This is a genomic window from Serratia sp. CY38905, from assembly GCF_052168875.1.
Classification (GTDB): Bacteria; Pseudomonadota; Gammaproteobacteria; order Enterobacterales; family Enterobacteriaceae; genus Serratia; species Serratia sarumanii.
Genome location: NZ_JBJNLV010000001.1, coordinates 1 through 16,063, shown reverse-complemented (window position 1 = coordinate 16,063; position 16,063 = coordinate 1). Strand labels below are relative to the sequence as shown.

16 protein-coding genes and 1 pseudogene are annotated in these 16,063 nt (G+C 49.3%); all 17 read left to right on the top strand.

The features are described 5' to 3' along the window. Positions 1-18: 18 nt before the first annotated feature. Positions 19-777, top strand: a complete 759-nt coding sequence (locus ACJ8MK_RS00085; protein ID WP_442517397.1) for an Ig-like domain-containing protein — start codon at positions 19-21, stop codon at positions 775-777. Between the two features lie 51 nt (positions 778-828). Then, the gene (locus ACJ8MK_RS00080) at positions 829-1,503 is read left to right on the top strand and encodes a DUF6246 family protein (protein WP_442517396.1); all 675 of its coding nucleotides are present in this window, start codon (positions 829-831) and stop codon (positions 1,501-1,503) included. Between the two features lie 185 nt (positions 1,504-1,688). Next, positions 1,689-2,069 carry a hypothetical protein gene (locus tag ACJ8MK_RS00075; RefSeq protein WP_442517395.1) on the top strand — a complete coding sequence of 127 codons (381 nt, stop codon included), beginning with the start codon at positions 1,689-1,691 and terminating at the stop codon, positions 2,067-2,069. After that, positions 2,069-2,425, top strand: coding sequence for a hypothetical protein (locus ACJ8MK_RS00070; protein WP_442517394.1), 357 nt, complete (start codon positions 2,069-2,071; stop codon positions 2,423-2,425). The genes ACJ8MK_RS00075 and ACJ8MK_RS00070 overlap by 1 nt, the downstream gene beginning before the upstream one ends. A gap of 148 nt (positions 2,426-2,573) precedes the next feature. After that, entirely contained in the window at positions 2,574-2,774 is a 201-nt protein-coding gene (locus tag ACJ8MK_RS00065) for a lipoprotein (protein ID WP_240023955.1), read from the top strand. 111 nt (positions 2,775-2,885) lie between these two features. Then, the gene (locus ACJ8MK_RS00060; protein WP_442517393.1) at positions 2,886-3,257 is read left to right on the top strand and encodes a hypothetical protein; all 372 of its coding nucleotides are present in this window, start codon (positions 2,886-2,888) and stop codon (positions 3,255-3,257) included. 12 nt (positions 3,258-3,269) lie between these two features. Further along, on the top strand, positions 3,270-3,602 hold the full coding sequence (locus tag ACJ8MK_RS00055) for a hypothetical protein (RefSeq protein WP_442517392.1): 333 nt from the start codon (positions 3,270-3,272) through the stop codon (positions 3,600-3,602). Positions 3,603-3,666: 64 nt separating this feature from the next. Further along, positions 3,667-6,357: a tape measure protein gene (locus tag ACJ8MK_RS00050; protein WP_442517391.1), complete on the top strand. Its 2,691-nt coding sequence runs from the start codon at positions 3,667-3,669 to the stop codon at positions 6,355-6,357. 41 nt (positions 6,358-6,398) lie between these two features. Next, the gene (locus ACJ8MK_RS00045; protein ID WP_174158773.1) at positions 6,399-6,875 is read left to right on the top strand and encodes a hypothetical protein; all 477 of its coding nucleotides are present in this window, start codon (positions 6,399-6,401) and stop codon (positions 6,873-6,875) included. Continuing rightward, complete coding sequence (locus ACJ8MK_RS00040; protein ID WP_442517390.1) at positions 6,875-7,345, top strand: hypothetical protein; 471 nt, start codon at positions 6,875-6,877, stop codon at positions 7,343-7,345. Before ACJ8MK_RS00045 ends, ACJ8MK_RS00040 begins: the two co-directional genes overlap by 1 nt. After that, complete coding sequence (locus tag ACJ8MK_RS00035; protein ID WP_174158775.1) at positions 7,342-7,737, top strand: NlpC/P60 family protein; 396 nt, start codon at positions 7,342-7,344, stop codon at positions 7,735-7,737. The genes ACJ8MK_RS00040 and ACJ8MK_RS00035 overlap by 4 nt, the downstream gene beginning before the upstream one ends. Next, on the top strand, positions 7,724-10,201 hold the full coding sequence (locus tag ACJ8MK_RS00030) for a host specificity factor TipJ family phage tail protein (RefSeq protein WP_442517389.1): 2,478 nt from the start codon (positions 7,724-7,726) through the stop codon (positions 10,199-10,201). Before ACJ8MK_RS00035 ends, ACJ8MK_RS00030 begins: the two co-directional genes overlap by 14 nt. 68 nt (positions 10,202-10,269) lie before the next feature. After that, positions 10,270-12,603: a hypothetical protein gene (locus tag ACJ8MK_RS00025; protein ID WP_442517388.1), complete on the top strand. Its 2,334-nt coding sequence runs from the start codon at positions 10,270-10,272 to the stop codon at positions 12,601-12,603. Continuing rightward, entirely contained in the window at positions 12,604-13,509 is a 906-nt protein-coding gene (locus ACJ8MK_RS00020; protein WP_442517387.1) for a hypothetical protein, read from the top strand. A 145-nt stretch (positions 13,510-13,654) separates the two neighbouring features. After that, a complete protein-coding gene (gene umuD, locus ACJ8MK_RS00015) occupies positions 13,655-14,077 on the top strand; it encodes a translesion error-prone DNA polymerase V autoproteolytic subunit (protein WP_033637997.1) in 423 nt (140 codons plus the stop codon). After that, positions 14,077-15,345, top strand: coding sequence for a translesion error-prone DNA polymerase V subunit UmuC (gene umuC, locus ACJ8MK_RS00010; RefSeq protein WP_442517386.1), 1,269 nt, complete (start codon positions 14,077-14,079; stop codon positions 15,343-15,345). The genes umuD and umuC overlap by 1 nt, the downstream gene beginning before the upstream one ends. 602 nt (positions 15,346-15,947) lie before the next feature. After that, a pseudogene (locus tag ACJ8MK_RS00005) lies at positions 15,948-16,063 on the top strand (hypothetical protein); the annotation flags it as partial.

Genomic DNA, 16,063 nt, shown 5'->3' with positions numbered 1-16,063 from the left:
ATTAAAGAGGTAAGCAATATGCAAGGTTGCTCAACTGACAACAGCAAGTTGTTCGGTCGTGGCATTGTGCTTGAGGTGGCTTTGGGCTGCCCTGATACAGTGCCAGCAGAAAGCGAATGGCAGTCGCTGATCGCCGGTACTTCCAAAGGCTTCGACTTCAGTCCAAATACCGTAACTTCGGATGCGGATGACACCAAGGGCTATGTTGAAAACCTGGTCACTAACTCAGACTTTACTCTGAGCTTTGAAGGCGAAGTGCGTAAGCGCGATAAGCTGGATCAGTTCGGCGTAGCGAAGTTCGTTAAGTATTACAACGACGAAATTCAGGCTGGTCGCCAGCCCACCTTGTGGGTGCGTGAAGAGTATGGCCCGATCACCTTCATCGGTTACATGGTTATCACCGCGCTGAGTTCTGACGGCGGCACTAATGACATCGTTACGCTGTCTACAGAGTTCAAAGTGGCCGATTCCGATACCATCCAGGTGATCGACACCCCGGTTGATATTCCAGTCACAGGGATCACTCTGACCCCAACCAGTGGCACGGTAGCCGCCGGCGAGACAACCACATTTAACGTTGTCTTTGCTCCAGCCAATGCGACCGATCAATCGTTTACTTTGGTTTCGTCTGTACCAGCGCGGGCAACTGCAACGGCTAACGGTTTGGTTGTCACCGTATCAGCACCATCTGGCGCCACAGCAGGCGCAGCAAACATCACTGTAAAAACCAACGACGGGGCTTTTACGACTGTATTCGCAGCAACTGTCACCGCGTGACTATCACAAAGGGCGTTTGCGCGCCCTTGATGATAATTATTCGAGGCAACCATGACTCCATTAACTGAAATTGGCGAGATGCTCATATCAGACGCCAGCCGCGACTACTTCTTCAGGCCATCATTCGGAAACATGTCGCGTATAGGCTCTCCAGCGGAGATTGTAGAGCGCTTTGCTGAACTCCATACCAGTGAGGCGCCGAGATTGCTTTCTGCAGCTGTGGCAGCGTATGCCGATATCCCAGGGTGGTTGCTTGCCTATATCAACTCACCATCGTTTAGCAGTTCAGCTATCTTTGCCGGCATGATCGTAATGCAGGCCTGCTGCGATGACGATATCAGCGCGCTGGTGGGGGAGCTGCGGCCAAGTAAGCGAGGTAGAAGGGCGTTCGTGCTCCGTCGTGGCAGCTTGCCGGCGAGCGACATTATCATCCTCGGGCAGTCGCTGATCACTCATGGCATCATCGGAAAAGCCAAGGTGCGTCGTCTTCAGCGGCATGAGACAAACAGCTTTGTCAGTGAGTTCAGCGCATTCGAGTACATCAGTGCTGCTCGTAATCACTTCTGCATGCCGCGCGCTGAGGCTGAGCAACTGACCATGACGGAATTTCAGCTGCTGATTAACGCTAAATACCCAGATCAGAAAGGGTTCACCGCTGAAGAGTACGATGCTGTCGCGGACGAGTACATGAAGAAGAAGGCGCGACGACTGGCTAAGGCTGCGTAGAAGAACTGTCAGGTAAGGTGGCAAAGGTTATTATATAGACGCCTTGTCTCTAGATTGTTGGTAAGTTAATAATTAAACGGTTACCTGAGATGGTTCTTGCAAAGACTCTAGTTATAGATGAGAATAAAGTAATATATGTTACGGATTGACATTTTTCCGTTCTCGATGATTTCATGGTGGTTTATATGACTTTTTCTGTTATCGCTAACGATTTGGAGCTTGTAGAATCCGGAGTTCTTCATCTGAAATTAAATGATTCATGTGGTAATATTAACATGAGTTATCAAGGCCTGGATGTGGCTATTATAATAAAAGCTATTGATAGCGAAGAGTACAAGGATATTAAGAGAACAATTGTTGTTTCTGTAAGTGATAATAGTATTGAGTTTACACATTGTGTTGAGAAAAAACAGGGTGGGAATGAATCAGGCTTGCTTGCACCAACTAAAATTGGTGATAAATCAGATGGTAGGAAAATTTTCATTGCTTGGGTTTCTAGGTTTATGCGGACAAATAATGGCTCAGATATTGTTATAGTGACATTCTCACTCTATGAGGGGGCGTGATGACTGAGCGTGTTAAGCCAAGTAAGCCGAATATTGATGATGAAACTCCAGATGCTAAGCCATCAGTAAATAAATCTGATTTATTTGGCGCGAGCAAGGTTGGCGTTATTGCCGAACAAATAGGTACTGGTGAACATGCACGAGACTCATTCATATGGATGACGTTGAAGTATTGTTTCTATCTTGGCGCAACTTTCAGTATTTGCATAATGTTGGCATATTTTCATTTTGTTTTTGATAAAAATGATCCAGATAAAATAGATATTGTCTCTGCGTTAAAAGATGTTTGGTCGATCTTTACACCTATACTCACTCTGGCTCTAGGGTATGCATTTGGCAAGCGCGAGCAGAGATAAATTTCAGCTGTCAACGATAACTGAATGACTATGATTTATAGGAGTGAAGTTCATCCCTAAGGTGCGTTTTGCTTTCAATCGTTTACTTTACCATGCAAGTGAGATTCGTTATCATTTGATGAGTTGTTTTTCCTATAAGGATGTAGAGATGCGAAAGTTACTGCTGGTTGCCCTGGGTGTGATAGTTCTATCGGGATGCGCAGGCCAGAACGATGATTATCAATTGAATAGCAAACAATCGTCTGCTCAGAAAGACAGCAAAGAGTGGAAAGAGTTTGTCGCTCCTCTGTCTACCAAAACTCAATCGCCACAAGACAGACTGATGAAGCGTGCCGAGAGAAACTACTAACTGATAAAAGCCCACCTGAGTGGGCTTTTTGCTTTCTGAATCCTCGTTTTCGTTGCCTACTTCATGCTCTCTGCTAAGATCGGGTCATCTTTGATTGATGGGGATAGGGATGTGACTGAGGAAGAATGGCTGGATGGCCTGCGGCATCTTTCGTATGACCAGATAATTCAGGTTCACTTCGGATTGCAGGAACAGATCAAGGCTCACTATAAGCTTCGCGCTGAAAACAAACATCTTAAGAAAGCTATAGCGCTGTGTGAGCAGCAGATCGCCCTTGCCCCACTGGCGATGAAAGCGCTGAAGGCAAAGCATGAGGCGAATTTGGAAGAGTACCGATCAGTTCTGGGAGACGTTGACCGCGAACTCTATTATCCGGCCCATCATGGCTATCGCCAGTACGCAGTTATACTGCGCCGCCAAAAAGACTTTGATAAGCTTGCGAAGATAGAAGCGAAGAGAAAGTTGGAAGGTTGGGCTGGTTGATATGGGGTATCTATGAAAAAGACTTTATTTTTACTTGCATTGTTTGTTTCTCCATTTGTCATGTCGGCAGAGTATAAAATTTCAATACCTACCGATTCCAAAGCTGTGTATACAGTGTTAGGTAAGGGGGAGCGTGATGGTCTGAAAACCATTATTACTAAGCGAGAGGGTAGTTCCGGGGTGTCATACTCTGAACGTGCTTACGACTGCGTTAATCGCACAGTAAAGTACCTGGGGGATGGCGAGACCCTAGAGCAAATGAAGTTATCCCGCGCTGACCTGAACATGAGCGATATAGTTCCCCAATCAATCGCTGATTATGTAGGTAATGAAGCCTGCAAGTAAAATATTAACCATTAGAAAATAAACCCCGTTCAACCGGGGTTTTTTTATGCCCGGAGATCAGTAAATGGCGGAGCAGGACGGTGGGAGCTTGGTTTACCAAGTTGATATTGAAACTGCAAAGATGGTCACAGGTAGCCGTCAAGCAGCTGTCGTGTTAGGGGAGATGGAAAAACAAGCCAATCGTTCATCTAAAGCCGTTGATGGACTGACATCCTCTGCCGATAGTGCTGGTAGGTCTATGTCTGGGTTTAAATCAGTGTTGAGCGGTGTTGCAAGCGCAATATCAGTTGCTTTGATTATCGATTACGGCAAGGCTTTTTTGACAGTCGCCGATAACATTACGCAACTTCAGTCACGGATCCTCAGGCTATCAACTGATGCCGCAACAGCAATGTCTACGTTTGAAACGTTGACGGCCATAGCATCGACTACTGGCGCTAGCCTCAGGGATACGGCCAAGCTGTGGGAGGCGATGACCTCCGCGCTAAAAGGGACTGGAGCAACCAACGCCCAAATACTTGCATTAACCAATACGCTTCAGAAAATAGGGCGAGTTGGCGGCTCTTCTACAGAAGAGATGGCAAATGCATTAAGACAATTCGGCCAGTCTATTTCCTCCGGCACAGTAAGAGCCGAAGAATTTAACTCCATCCTTGAACAAATGCCTGAACTTGCTAGGCAGATTGGCGCAGGGATGGGACTATCAATGGGACAGTTGCGACAAGCAATGCTCGAGGGGAAGTTGAGTGCTCAGGATGCACTTAATGCAATCATGAAGCAGTCATCGGCAGTTAACGATGAATTCTCGAAGCTCCCAAGGACGATGGATCAGGCGAGCAACTCCCTTACGATTTCCCTTCAAAATCTAATTGGGAAAATGAACGAAGCTATGGGCGCTAGCGCAACCATGGTGAAGGTTATTGACTCTATCAGCGCAGCAATAGATAGGCTAAGTGGCAAAACAGAGACAGCGTCACAGAAGATTGCAGATCTTACGTCAACTGGCGAAATGTATGCACGTAGAGCAAGAACGTGGTCATGGCTTGGCCTTGATGGCTGGTCAGAACAAAATCAGGCGTTAGCTGCACTCAGCAACAAAGCGGCCACACTGATCGGCGACATGAATTCGGTAGCAAAAGCTTCTGAAAGCGCTGCCAATGGCACGATCAACTTTAACAACTCGGGCACCGTAAACCCTAAGCAAGATGCGTTGGTAAAACGTTCTCAGCGACGCATAGAGCTATCGAAACTTGAGGGGGAAGCAAGGGCCAGGCTACAGGCAGTATATGACGCTGAAGATGCTGGCATATCTAAGAATGATCCGCGAGTGAAGAAACTCCAAGATCAGTATGCCGAGATAGAGCGGAATACCAAAGCCCAGAAAGAAAGCAATGCGGAGGGCAAGAAGTCAGCCAACCAGGCTGAAAGCGTTGCTCAGAAGCTGGCAAACCTGAAGCAGCAGTCAGAGCTTGCGGCGGACTCAACAAGCGAGCTTAGCCGAGAGCAGGCGATTCTTACCGCACAGCAATCACTGGGGAAAGGAGCTACACAGGCCCAGATCGCTGAGGCTGGTGCTTACGCTGCCAAAAAGTGGGACACAGCCAACGCTATCAAAGCGCAGGCAGCAGCAGAGAAGCTCCTGCCAGAAGCCAAAGAGAACGCCAGCTACACGCAGGACGTTAAGGATTTAAACACGGCGTTGGCGGCTAAGAAAATCAGCCAGGAGCAGTACAACACCACGGCTGAGCAACTGGAGCAACAGCATCAGGTAAATCTGGCAAAAATCCGGGCTGAAGCTGTGGTAAGTCCTCAACAGCAAGCCGCCGGCATGGTTGACCCAGTTCAGCAGCTTGCCAACGAGAACGCGCAGAAGCTGGCATTGATTCAACAGTTCGAGACTGAGAAAGGGGTAATCACTCAGCGTGGACTTGAGTTGATGAGGGCAGCAAATACTCAGTACGAACAACAGCGGATCGCGGCACAGTGGGAGATATTCCGCAATCAGAACGCAGGGAATGAGGCACTAGCTGCGTCACTGGATGCACTCGGCGGCAACGCATCCAATGCCTTCTCTGGCATTATCACCGGCAGCATGAGTGCGGAAGAGGCAGCGCGTTCGCTTGGCTCAACAGTCCTTAATAGCCTGGTGAATGCCTTTGTTCAGATGGGGGTTGACTGGGTCAAGTCGGCGGTAATGGGCTCTGCGGCGCAGACGTCGGCTATTGCTGCAACGACTGCAGCATCAGTAGCTGGAACTGCAACAACGACAGCCGCTAGCACCGCTGCTGCTGCCACGACAACAGCAGCATGGACACCTGCGGCGATCGTTGCTTCTATCGGGTCATTCGGTGGGGCTGCAGCCATTGGTGTGGGTGCCGTTCTTGGCGCCTTGGCGATGGGTGTTGCTGGTAAACGTAAAAATGGTGGCCCGGTAACTGCTGGTAGCATGTACCAGGTAGGCGAGGGCGGCAAGCCAGAGATTTACCAGGCGAGCACTGGTAAGCAGTACATGATCCCCGGTGACAACGGCAAGGTGATCAGCAATAGGGACATGCATGGTGGAGGCAGTGTTAATGTCCAAGTAAACGTGAACAACCAGTCATCAGGCGCTGCTGTTCAGAACACTGATGCTTATATGCAGGATGGCAATGTCGTAGTTGATCTGCTGTTAACTGACTTAGAGCGAGGTGGCCCTGTATCATCCCAGATGCAGCAAACTTTCGGGCTAAATCGCAGGGCATCAGGCAGCCTTTAAACTTCACCCGCTTCGGCGGGTTTTTTGTGCCCGGAGGAAACGTGGCAACAGTTTCATACCCGGAATTACTGCCGCTTCCGCAGCGAGCAGACCAGAACATGACGCAGGATACGGGATGGCTGACGACACAACCTGCTGTTGGCCCTGCGATCTTCACCCCAATCACCACAGATATCAAAGCAACATGGGCGCTTCAGTGGATATTCACGCTGCAGCAGGCAGAGCGGTTTAAGTCGTGGCTCCGATCCCCGACGTACTGCGACCGCGGGCGAAACTGGTTCCAGATGCCAATCGACCTGGGTGACACGCAGGGCGTTCAACTGCAGACGCTGCACTTCGTTAACATGCCGGTGCAGACCAGCAAAAACGGTAATGTTGTGACATGGACTGCGACTGTTATCAGCAATGGGATTGATGACATCACTGAGGACTATGACGACTGGATCGTCGGAGCTCAGTCCAATCACGGCTATTGGCTGGATCTGCTGGTTACTGAAATTATCCCGGAGAAAACCTAATGCCGACACTGAGAGAGTGGAAAGAACGGCGTCCGGCGAGCGATATCAAACAGACGGTAGAGTTTTATCACCCATCGTTTGGCTATTACCGTGTCGTAAACAATCTGTTCGGGGCTGCGACGTTTGGGGGTAATGAGTTCGAGCCAGCGCGCTTTAGTGTGACTGAGCCAGCTCAGGACGGTACAGCAGTCATATCAATGACCATCACTTTTATTGCTGCCTCGGAGCACGTCAGGCAGACATTGAAGTCCTGGCGCGGAGTTGGCCGGATGACCCCCATTAACTGTTTGTATCAGCAGTGGAATGCGATAGGCGATACCGTCTCTATGAAAAACTGGACGTTATTTGTCACGGATGTATCGGCAGATGGCGGAAATGTGACCGTCAACTCAGGGAAGACGAACCCACTAACACTGGCAAACCCCATCATCTACACCACGAAAGACTATCCAGGGTTAATTACTGTATGACGCAAAGTGAATTTATCCGGCTTGTTAACGGCAAGCCGTGGGCTAATCGTGCCTGCAGTTTTGACGCCATGGACTGCTGGGGGCTGGTGGTTCTCTATTATCGGCATGTGTTGGGACTGGAGTTGCACCATGTTGCAGGTTATGAGTCCGGCGCTGATTTCATCACATGCTATGAGCAGGAGGCTGAACACTGGCGCACGGTGCCAGTGGGCGTAGCAGGGTGTATTGCGGTTTTTTACCGTGGTGACTCTCCTTCGCATATCGGCATTATGACCAGTCCTGTTAAGTGCCTGCATTCTCGTGGCGAGTTCGGTTTTGTGCGCAGTGATAGTCCTGTGGCACTTCTCAAAATTTATAGCCGAGTGGAGTACATGGTACATGCCTCGATATGAGTTACAACGCCTCCCTGGTGCGCCAAAGCAGCGTGGTGACGTCGAAACTGGCTCGATGCTGGTTAGCCTTCTCGATGGGTTAAATCTGCACAACGACGTTGTTATTAAGCTTAACGGGCGCCAGATTGAAGATGATTTCGATATCAGTTACAAGCTGCAACGAGATGATGTTGTGGCCGTGTTCGATCAGCCGGAGGGGGGAGTAGGTAAGCTGGTAACAACAATACTTCGGCCGGTAACAAAAATCCTGTCCGGTGCGTTGAAGGTTTTTGGTCTATCAAACAAACCGAGCGCGTCAGTATCAGTAGCAACTGGGGAATCACCCAACAACGATCTAACAGGACAGACGAACCGTGCGAGACTTTACAAGGGTCGGCCAAATGTTTACGGCCAGCGTCGCGTTTTCCCCGATCTCATTCAAGAAGCACTTTTCGAGTTCGTTGACAACAATAAGTATCTTACAGAGTGGTTTGAAGTTGGGTTCGGTAAGTACACCATCTCGTCTGTAAGATATTCTGAATCGAACCTCGGTAGCCTGGCTGGTGCCAGCTATCAGGTTTTTGACCCTGGCGTTAGCATCGGGAGAATTGATGTCGGATATCAGTTTGATGATGTCGACAATGAAACAGTACCCGGGCTGAACGAATCACAAGATTTCCCAGCACAGACGGCGACGACAAATTCGCCGACTGAGGTCGCAATCGAGAGCAATCAACTTAAAGCGACTGTGCTCTCTAACGATGATAACTTCTCGTATTTTGCGGCGTTGGCCGTCCCGCACCCCGTGAATTTTGTTATCAATGCGACATGGAGCGAGGGCGGGAACATGGTAACGCGCAGCGTTACCGGCAGCGGAAACATCATCTCGTCTGAGAGCTTTATCGGCGAGGATCTTCAGTCATACACGACGTTTTACATCGCAGAAATGACAGGGGAGATCACATCACTGCCGGGAAGCGCAATAACAAACAACACATTGTTCACCCTCAACGACCAAACACCGCTTGTTATCGGCCCGTCAGTGTCGCCCATTGCCTCATCTCAGGTTTGGGTGCATGTGCTCGTTCAACTGGGCGCCACGGCTGGCACAACGCGCTATCGCGTCAGGTTCTGGAAAGTGGATGACAATAACAACCAGATCCCCGGCACAGCTGAACAGTACGATTATTTCTTCGACAACGATTTCCAGGTGACGACGAGATATTTTCGTACCACGCATAAGTTCACGCCGGCGGCCGGCAGCGGTCGCTATGCGGTAACTATCCAGCGCCTGGATAATAGCAATGACGCTAACGTTGTAACGCTGATGGCGATTCACGCGGTGAATATCCGTGAAAATGTGGTCTACCCAAACGACACAATCGCACGAGTGACGATTAAGGGGAGCAACGACAGCAACAGTAACCGAGAGCAGAAATACAACATGCTCGCTCATCGACACACAATCAGTTATGACCGATCTGCGGGGCTGGTTGACTACACGCTTCGCCCGAGTCGTTCATTCGCCGATGCCGTGCTGCACGAGTGGGTAGTCGTAGGACAGCAGCCGGTATCTGGCATCGATGTTGCTGCGCTTTATGCTATCGCTGACTCGCTTCCAGATCCGCAGCTTGGTTACTTCGATTACACCTTTTCGGATGAAAAGATGTCGCTCGGCGAACGTATTCAGACCATCTGTAATGTAGCCCGCGTGGACGGGAATAATATCGGCGACGTGCTGACGTTCTGGCGAGACGAAAAGGTTGATAACCCTGATGCCGTTTTTGCGCGCTCTAACATGTTCTGGGACGAGTATAAAATCGCCTGGCAAATGTCACTCCCTGGTGGATATGACGGAGTTACGCTGGACTATGTCGACCCGCTGACGAACAAGAAAGCCTACATCTACCTCAACATCGACGGCAACGGTATTACTGAGGTCGAAGATGCTACGGTAAATGCGTTGCAGGTCAGCCTGGATGGCTGCAGCAACAGCGTTCAGGCATACGACAGGGCATGGCTTGAGGCGCGAAAAATCTTGTTATCTCGCGTCACAATGACAGTGAAAGTGCTGGAGTCCACCCAGGTGGTTCGCGGAACAGTCGTTCAGTGCCCAGACATGTACGACAACGCCCAACAGAACGGATATATCACTGGCCGAAATGGCGACGTGTTTACGACCTCAGAGCGTATCGATTTTAGCTTGGGTGATATGTGGGTGGTGATGACAGACAGCCTCGGTGATTATCGTGGCCGTTGGCGCGCTTATCCAGTGATTGGCAATCCAAAAGCGTTTCAGGCCGCAGCTGGCTCATTTGACTTAAACATTTATGATCGGGTCAGCGTACAAAATGCCAGTCGTTATTTCATCGCAACAAACTCGGAACTGAACTCTACGATCTGGCGAGTTGACAGCGCCAAGCCAAATGGAGATGAGACGCAAACGCTAAGCCTTACCGAATATTCCGAACAGATATACCAATAACCGTTAAAAACAAATTTATCAGATTAATTTCTGAGGCATATATACGCCTGTAATCATGAGGTAGCATAATGGCTAATACCTATTTAGGCATTCCAGTTCCTACGCCTTCGCAAGACCCCGTACCAAGTACAAAAATTCAAGACCATGTATTTGCAGGCGCAAAACTTGATGAGTGGGCAACGTCAGAACAAGAAACGTATATTGATCGACTGGGGAATACCCATCTTACTAATGCAGGGTTGATCGCTAACTTATCTCCCCTTGGGAAAACGTACACTCAAGAGCAGGCTACCTCTGCCATTGCATCAGGAGAAATACCGGACGGCGCATTCTTCTTTATCTGGTCTGATGATGAAGGCGCTGTAGCTGAAAAATATCAAAACGTTGGCGGTGTAATTACACCAACGGGTGTGAAAATATCAAGTGAGCAATTCGTGCAAATGGTTTACCAACAGGCGTTGGCAAACCTGGCCGATATTTCGCAGCTTAAAAACATCACATCGATGCTTAAAAACTACACCTCTAAAGGGTGGCAGTTTTCGTTGGAATCGAAAAACGGCCCATCGGAAACGCTACTTGGTGTAGACGATAATGGTGAATTGTGGCTCGCCGGTCTTGTTCGTGGGATACAGGAATATGTTGAGCAGTTGATCCCGACATCATTAGCGAACAGATATAAAGGGCTTCAATGGGCGCTGGTGGATAAATCAGGAAAGCTCGGGCTTATCACAATTGACGATGATGGTGCTATGAACATTGTCGGGATGGACGATGCACTTCAGGATCGTGTTTCCTCGCTTTGTTCATCAACATTTTCACGTCGTATTGTTGGATTTCAATATGTGGTTTTGGCAGAGGATTTAAAGTCGGCACTGCTCGCTATTGATGATGATGGCGGTTTCTATATTCCAGGTATTGAAGGCCCGCTTCAAGATAATCTGGGTGAGTCCCTTGCAACGATAAAAACCGAGAACGGAGTGCCGGCGGCGGCATGGCGAGGAAATGTTGTGTGGTCTGAGAGGCCAGTACTCACCGCCCAAAAACTGACATCGACCGGATTTATTTTCAGTTATGTGCCTGGAGGTGAAGCAACTGCAGGGAGTGGGGTTAAGTACGAGCCATCAATTCGAGAAATGCCTATCGATGCAAACGAGGTGCATGGCGGTGGTTCGGGTGGCCAGTCACTGAACACGCCAAAAGATGGCGCCGGCATTAATATTGTCAATCGCGATCCTACTTTTCGTGGTCGAGTACTCGCGGGTGCAAATGGAAGGCCGGAAGGCGGCGGCATGGATCCTGTAAGCGAGTCAGACCTGTCTACGCTTAACGATGCACAGTATCCGGCGGCAGGATGGCGCCAGGGTAACGTGTTGCCGATGTATTATGCGATTCTCCATCAGAATCCTGGCAACCAGGTCTTTATTCATGCCCCATTTGCGGCAGGCGGCCGCTCTTTTGCTGAGATAAGCAAAGGGACAATCCCTTATCAAAACTCGCTGGACTTCGTGCAGCTTGGGAAAAATGCAGCCGACGGAGTAGGGAAGCGCTACACGTTCAAATTCATGACGTTTGAGCATGGAGAGACGGATAACGACAACGGCAGCTCCCAAAATCCTGGTGACTATCTCGCGAAAATGATGCCTTATTTCTCGGGCATGCAAGTTGACTTCAAAGCGATTACCGGCCAGGCCGATAATTTTGCAGAAATCGTGGGTCAGGTCGGCAGTCGCATCAACACCAAAAATCAGCAGGTAGACGATCAAGGAAACCCAATCGGCGAGCCTGTGATTGTACAGCCGTACTCTGTCACCGCCACTGACCAGTTAACTTATGTGCGTCAGAACGCGGCAAAGGCCATCATGTATGGCCCCAAATACCCGCTCAACTGGCTCTATAACGATTCAACGCTGAGCCATCTGAATGCCGCCGGTAAAGTGCTGCAAGGAGAATATGCCGCACAGGCGATTTATTGGCACCTGTACGACCCAGCAAAAAAAGGCACCTGGACGGGGCTCAAAGCTCGCTCATTATCAGTGAATGGTAGCACTATCGACATCGTGTTCGATGTCCCATACCCGCCGCTGGTAGTTGATACAACAACAATTGCTGATTGCCCAGGGCAAGGCTTCTCGTTGCAAGATGCCTCTGCTGAGGTTCAGTCGGTAGTAGTTATCGCACCAAATACTATCCGGCTTAATCTCAATCAATCCCCAGCAGTTACAGATCACTTATTGATTGGATTCACTAACACTGTTCCAGCAACCCAAGACTTTGTCTATCCACTGGTTTGCCTGCGTGATAGCTCAACTCAAACATCACGCTGGATCACTAAGAATAACCAACCCTTTCCGCTATATAACTGGGCATGCCTCGACCGCCTACCACTGAATGGAGCATTTTAAATGACAGCAGCTATCAATACTGGCAAAGCCTATGCGGGTTTTCGTGCCGCTCTCAACTTGTCGGCATCAATCCTTGACCCGCAGGCGCTCTTTAATGCCTATAAAGCGCGGGTAGTGGCAGACGGAGGCACTATCCCGGACGAGTCTGGTTGCCTGGCGCGGTTTTCATTTTTACTGAACAATGGCATGTATGACCGAGCGACGGTATGTGCTGCGCCGGCATTCGGGCTAAAGGCGGATGGTTCAGGAAACGTCCAGACCATTTACAACCTGCTTGGTGTTGACGGTGATTTGATTGCAGGTTCCCAGGGCACTCCGCCGTTGCCAATGACGTATGATGCTACCGCGCGCGCGGTTATTATTCAGATTACCTCCGGCGGTGGCTGGTTCTTAAAGAGCCGCGCAAACCAGGTTATTCAAAAGGGGGCCGCGTACCTTATCGCTGGCCGCATGAGCGATCTGTACCGTGCTGACAACAACGGTATTCAGCTTGGGTACAATATCAATAATCTGCCGCTGGCATATCTGCGGACAATGATCACGAACGGTAACACCATAACTGAATCCTGGCGATATGGTACGCGTGATAGTGCATGGCCAGCTGGTACTGGCGGCGCGGTAGGTGCTGCGACATCTATCTATGCTGACTATGTGCCATCGGCAGGACTTTTCAAAGTCGCGTCTGGTGTCATTGAAGGTTACGAGAAAGGGAAACTGTCGGTAACCTCCTCCGTAGCGGCTACCGGTAAGCTTGCAGATCTAAGCAGTTTCACTGCCCCATTATTGGTTGGCGGGACGCAGGGAGCGGGCAGTGTAGGCGCATGCTATGGCGCTTTCAAAGATGTGTTGTTCTTGCACACTGCCGATGAGTCTGATGCGGTATTGGCTTCTCGTCTCGGGATGTGATGCGCTGCCGGGAGGGAACCCGGCTATTCATAGAAACTATCTTTCTTTACCGATCAATATCCTACCTATCTAACAAAAATCCGAACTTTCCCCCGTCAAAATCTTGCGCATATACTGTATAAAAACACAGTAACAAGGCAACATTATGACTTTCTTTTATCCAACACCAAACCCAACCAAGCTCAAAATCCCGCTGTTCGCCGACAAGGTACCGGCGGGGTTTCCCAGCCCCGCAGCAGATTACGTCAGCTCGCGCATCGATCTGAACGAGTACTGTATCAGCCATCCCAATGCGACCTATTTTCTCTATGCGACAGGTGATTCCATGCTTGAGGCCGGCATCACTGAGGGCTCTATGCTTGTGGTTGATCGTAGCATCAGCCCCGCTCATGGCGATATTGTGATTGCCAGCATAGCCGGCGAGTTCACCGTGAAGCGCCTTTGTTTGCATCCTCGCGCGCAATTGGAACCCATGAACCCGAAGTATGAGCCGATCCTGCTTCATGACGGCGGCGACGATCTGGAGGTGATGGGCGTTGTCGTATCTTCGATAACGAGGCTCAAGTGATGTACGCGCTTGCTGATGTGAACAGCTTCTACGCGAGCTGCGAAACATTGTGGCGACCAGATCTGCGAGGGCGCCCTGTTGTCGTTCTGTCGAATAACGACGGATGTGTCGTAGCCAGGAGCAAGGAAGCGAAGGCGTTAGGGCTAAAGATGGGAGAACCCTATTTCAAAATTAAGCGGGAATTTGAGCGCGCAGGGGGCATCGCGTTCAGCAGCAACTATGAGTTATACGCAGACATGTCTCAGCGTGTGATGGCTGTTTTAGAAGAGATGGCGCCACGCGTAGAAGTGTATTCAATTGACGAAAGTTTCCTTGATCTGACTGGCGTTCGTAACTGCATTGATTTGGATACTTTCGGTCGTCAGGTGAGGGCCAAGGTATTGCGCAATACAGGGCTAACTGTGGGTGTTGGCATTGCCCAAACTAAGACTTTAGCCAAGCTGGCAAACTTCGCGGCGAAGAAGTGGGACAAGACCGGTGGAGTAGTGGATCTATCCAATGAAGGGCGCCAGCGCAAATTGATGAGCCTCGTGCCTGTCGATGAGGTCTGGGGTATCGGACGCCGGATATCGAAAAAGCTCAACATGATGGGGATTGAAACGGCACTACAACTGGCCGACGCGAGCACGACGATGATACGCAAACATTTCAGCGTTGTCATTGAGCGAACGGTGCGAGAGTTGCGCGGCCAGCCGTGCCTCGAGCTGGAGGAGTTTGCACCGACAAAACAACAGATCATCTGCAGCCGCAGTTTCGGTGATCGGATCACCGAGTATGACCAGATGCACCAGGCTATTTGTATGTACGCGACGCGTGCCGCTGAGAAGTTGAGGGAGGAGCGCCAGTATTGCCGGCATGTCAGCGCGTGGCTCAAAACCAGCCCATTCGCAATCAATGAGGAATACTACGGCAACACTGCATGCATAAAACTGAGCGTACCCACACAGGATACTCGCGACATTATCGCCGCGGCTATGCGTTGCCTTGATGCGATTTGGCAACCCGGTCATCGGTATCAGAAAGGCGGGGTGATGCTGCAGGATTTTTACAGTCAAGGCGTGGCTCAGTTAGGGCTGTTCGATGAGTATAAACCACGGCATAACAGTGAACAGCTCATGGGCGTGCTTGATCGGATAAACAATTCGGGTAGGGCGAAACTGTGGTTTGCTGGTCAAGGAGCGCATCAGGTGTGGTCAATGAAACGTGAGCTACTGTCGCCAGCATACACTACACGGCTGAGTGATCTTCCTACTGCTAAAGTGTATTGAGAAAATAAATTATAGCTGTATTATAAGTATTGACCTTATAACATTTAAGAATGGACATCGTTGATGCGATTTATTAATGATATAAAACTGTATTTTAGACGCCTGATTTCAAAATTCCCATTAAGATTTCATGACTTAATGATATGGCAGGTAGTCATCATTTTTTCAGTGATCTTGCTAATTATTAACACTTTGAATTTGTCTTTTTTTAAAGTGGATGTCATATCAGTGTTTTTATTACTTATAATTTTGTCATCTCCATATATAAAGGAAATAAAAAGAATAAAGTATGGGGACTTCGAACTTGAAAGAATAGACAGCAAAGAAATTGATAAGTTAGTGTTTAAAGTAGAGGAGTCATTACCTCAAGAAAGAATGCAGAATGAAAGAGTATATAAGCTAGAGAAGGATGTTGAGATAATAAATGATTTAAAAGGACGTGATCCGATGCTAGCTTTAGCGAAGCTTAGAATGGAGATTGAAAGAAGAATATCGATTTATTTCAAGTACTTGGATGAGTCAGGGGGCTCTAGAATTCCTCCATTAAGACAATCAATTAATTCTTTAATTAGTAAGGGGGTTATAGCCGAGAGTTTGGGGGAGTCATGCAACAGCTCAATCTGTCGCTGCAGGAGATTCAGGTCGACTGTGCGATCGTCGAATGGGAAGGGGAACCTTGCCTGTTCGTGCAGCGCAGCGACGAGAGCGCCACCATGTG

Coding starts and splice junctions, on each gene's coding strand:
- ACJ8MK_RS00085 (WP_442517397.1), top strand. CDS start 19: ATGCAAGGTTGCTCAACTGACAACAGCAAGTTGTTCGGTCGTGGCATT.
- ACJ8MK_RS00080 (WP_442517396.1), top strand. CDS start 829: ATGACTCCATTAACTGAAATTGGCGAGATGCTCATATCAGACGCCAGC.
- ACJ8MK_RS00075 (WP_442517395.1), top strand. CDS start 1,689: ATGACTTTTTCTGTTATCGCTAACGATTTGGAGCTTGTAGAATCCGGA.
- ACJ8MK_RS00070 (WP_442517394.1), top strand. CDS start 2,069: ATGACTGAGCGTGTTAAGCCAAGTAAGCCGAATATTGATGATGAAACT.
- ACJ8MK_RS00065 (WP_240023955.1), top strand. CDS start 2,574: ATGCGAAAGTTACTGCTGGTTGCCCTGGGTGTGATAGTTCTATCGGGA.
- ACJ8MK_RS00055 (WP_442517392.1), top strand. CDS start 3,270: ATGAAAAAGACTTTATTTTTACTTGCATTGTTTGTTTCTCCATTTGTC.
- ACJ8MK_RS00050 (WP_442517391.1), top strand. CDS start 3,667: ATGGCGGAGCAGGACGGTGGGAGCTTGGTTTACCAAGTTGATATTGAA.
- ACJ8MK_RS00040 (WP_442517390.1), top strand. CDS start 6,875: ATGCCGACACTGAGAGAGTGGAAAGAACGGCGTCCGGCGAGCGATATC.
- ACJ8MK_RS00035 (WP_174158775.1), top strand. CDS start 7,342: ATGACGCAAAGTGAATTTATCCGGCTTGTTAACGGCAAGCCGTGGGCT.
- ACJ8MK_RS00030 (WP_442517389.1), top strand. CDS start 7,724: ATGCCTCGATATGAGTTACAACGCCTCCCTGGTGCGCCAAAGCAGCGT.
- ACJ8MK_RS00025 (WP_442517388.1), top strand. CDS start 10,270: ATGGCTAATACCTATTTAGGCATTCCAGTTCCTACGCCTTCGCAAGAC.
- ACJ8MK_RS00020 (WP_442517387.1), top strand. CDS start 12,604: ATGACAGCAGCTATCAATACTGGCAAAGCCTATGCGGGTTTTCGTGCC.
- umuD (WP_033637997.1), top strand. CDS start 13,655: ATGACTTTCTTTTATCCAACACCAAACCCAACCAAGCTCAAAATCCCG.
- umuC (WP_442517386.1), top strand. CDS start 14,077: ATGTACGCGCTTGCTGATGTGAACAGCTTCTACGCGAGCTGCGAAACA.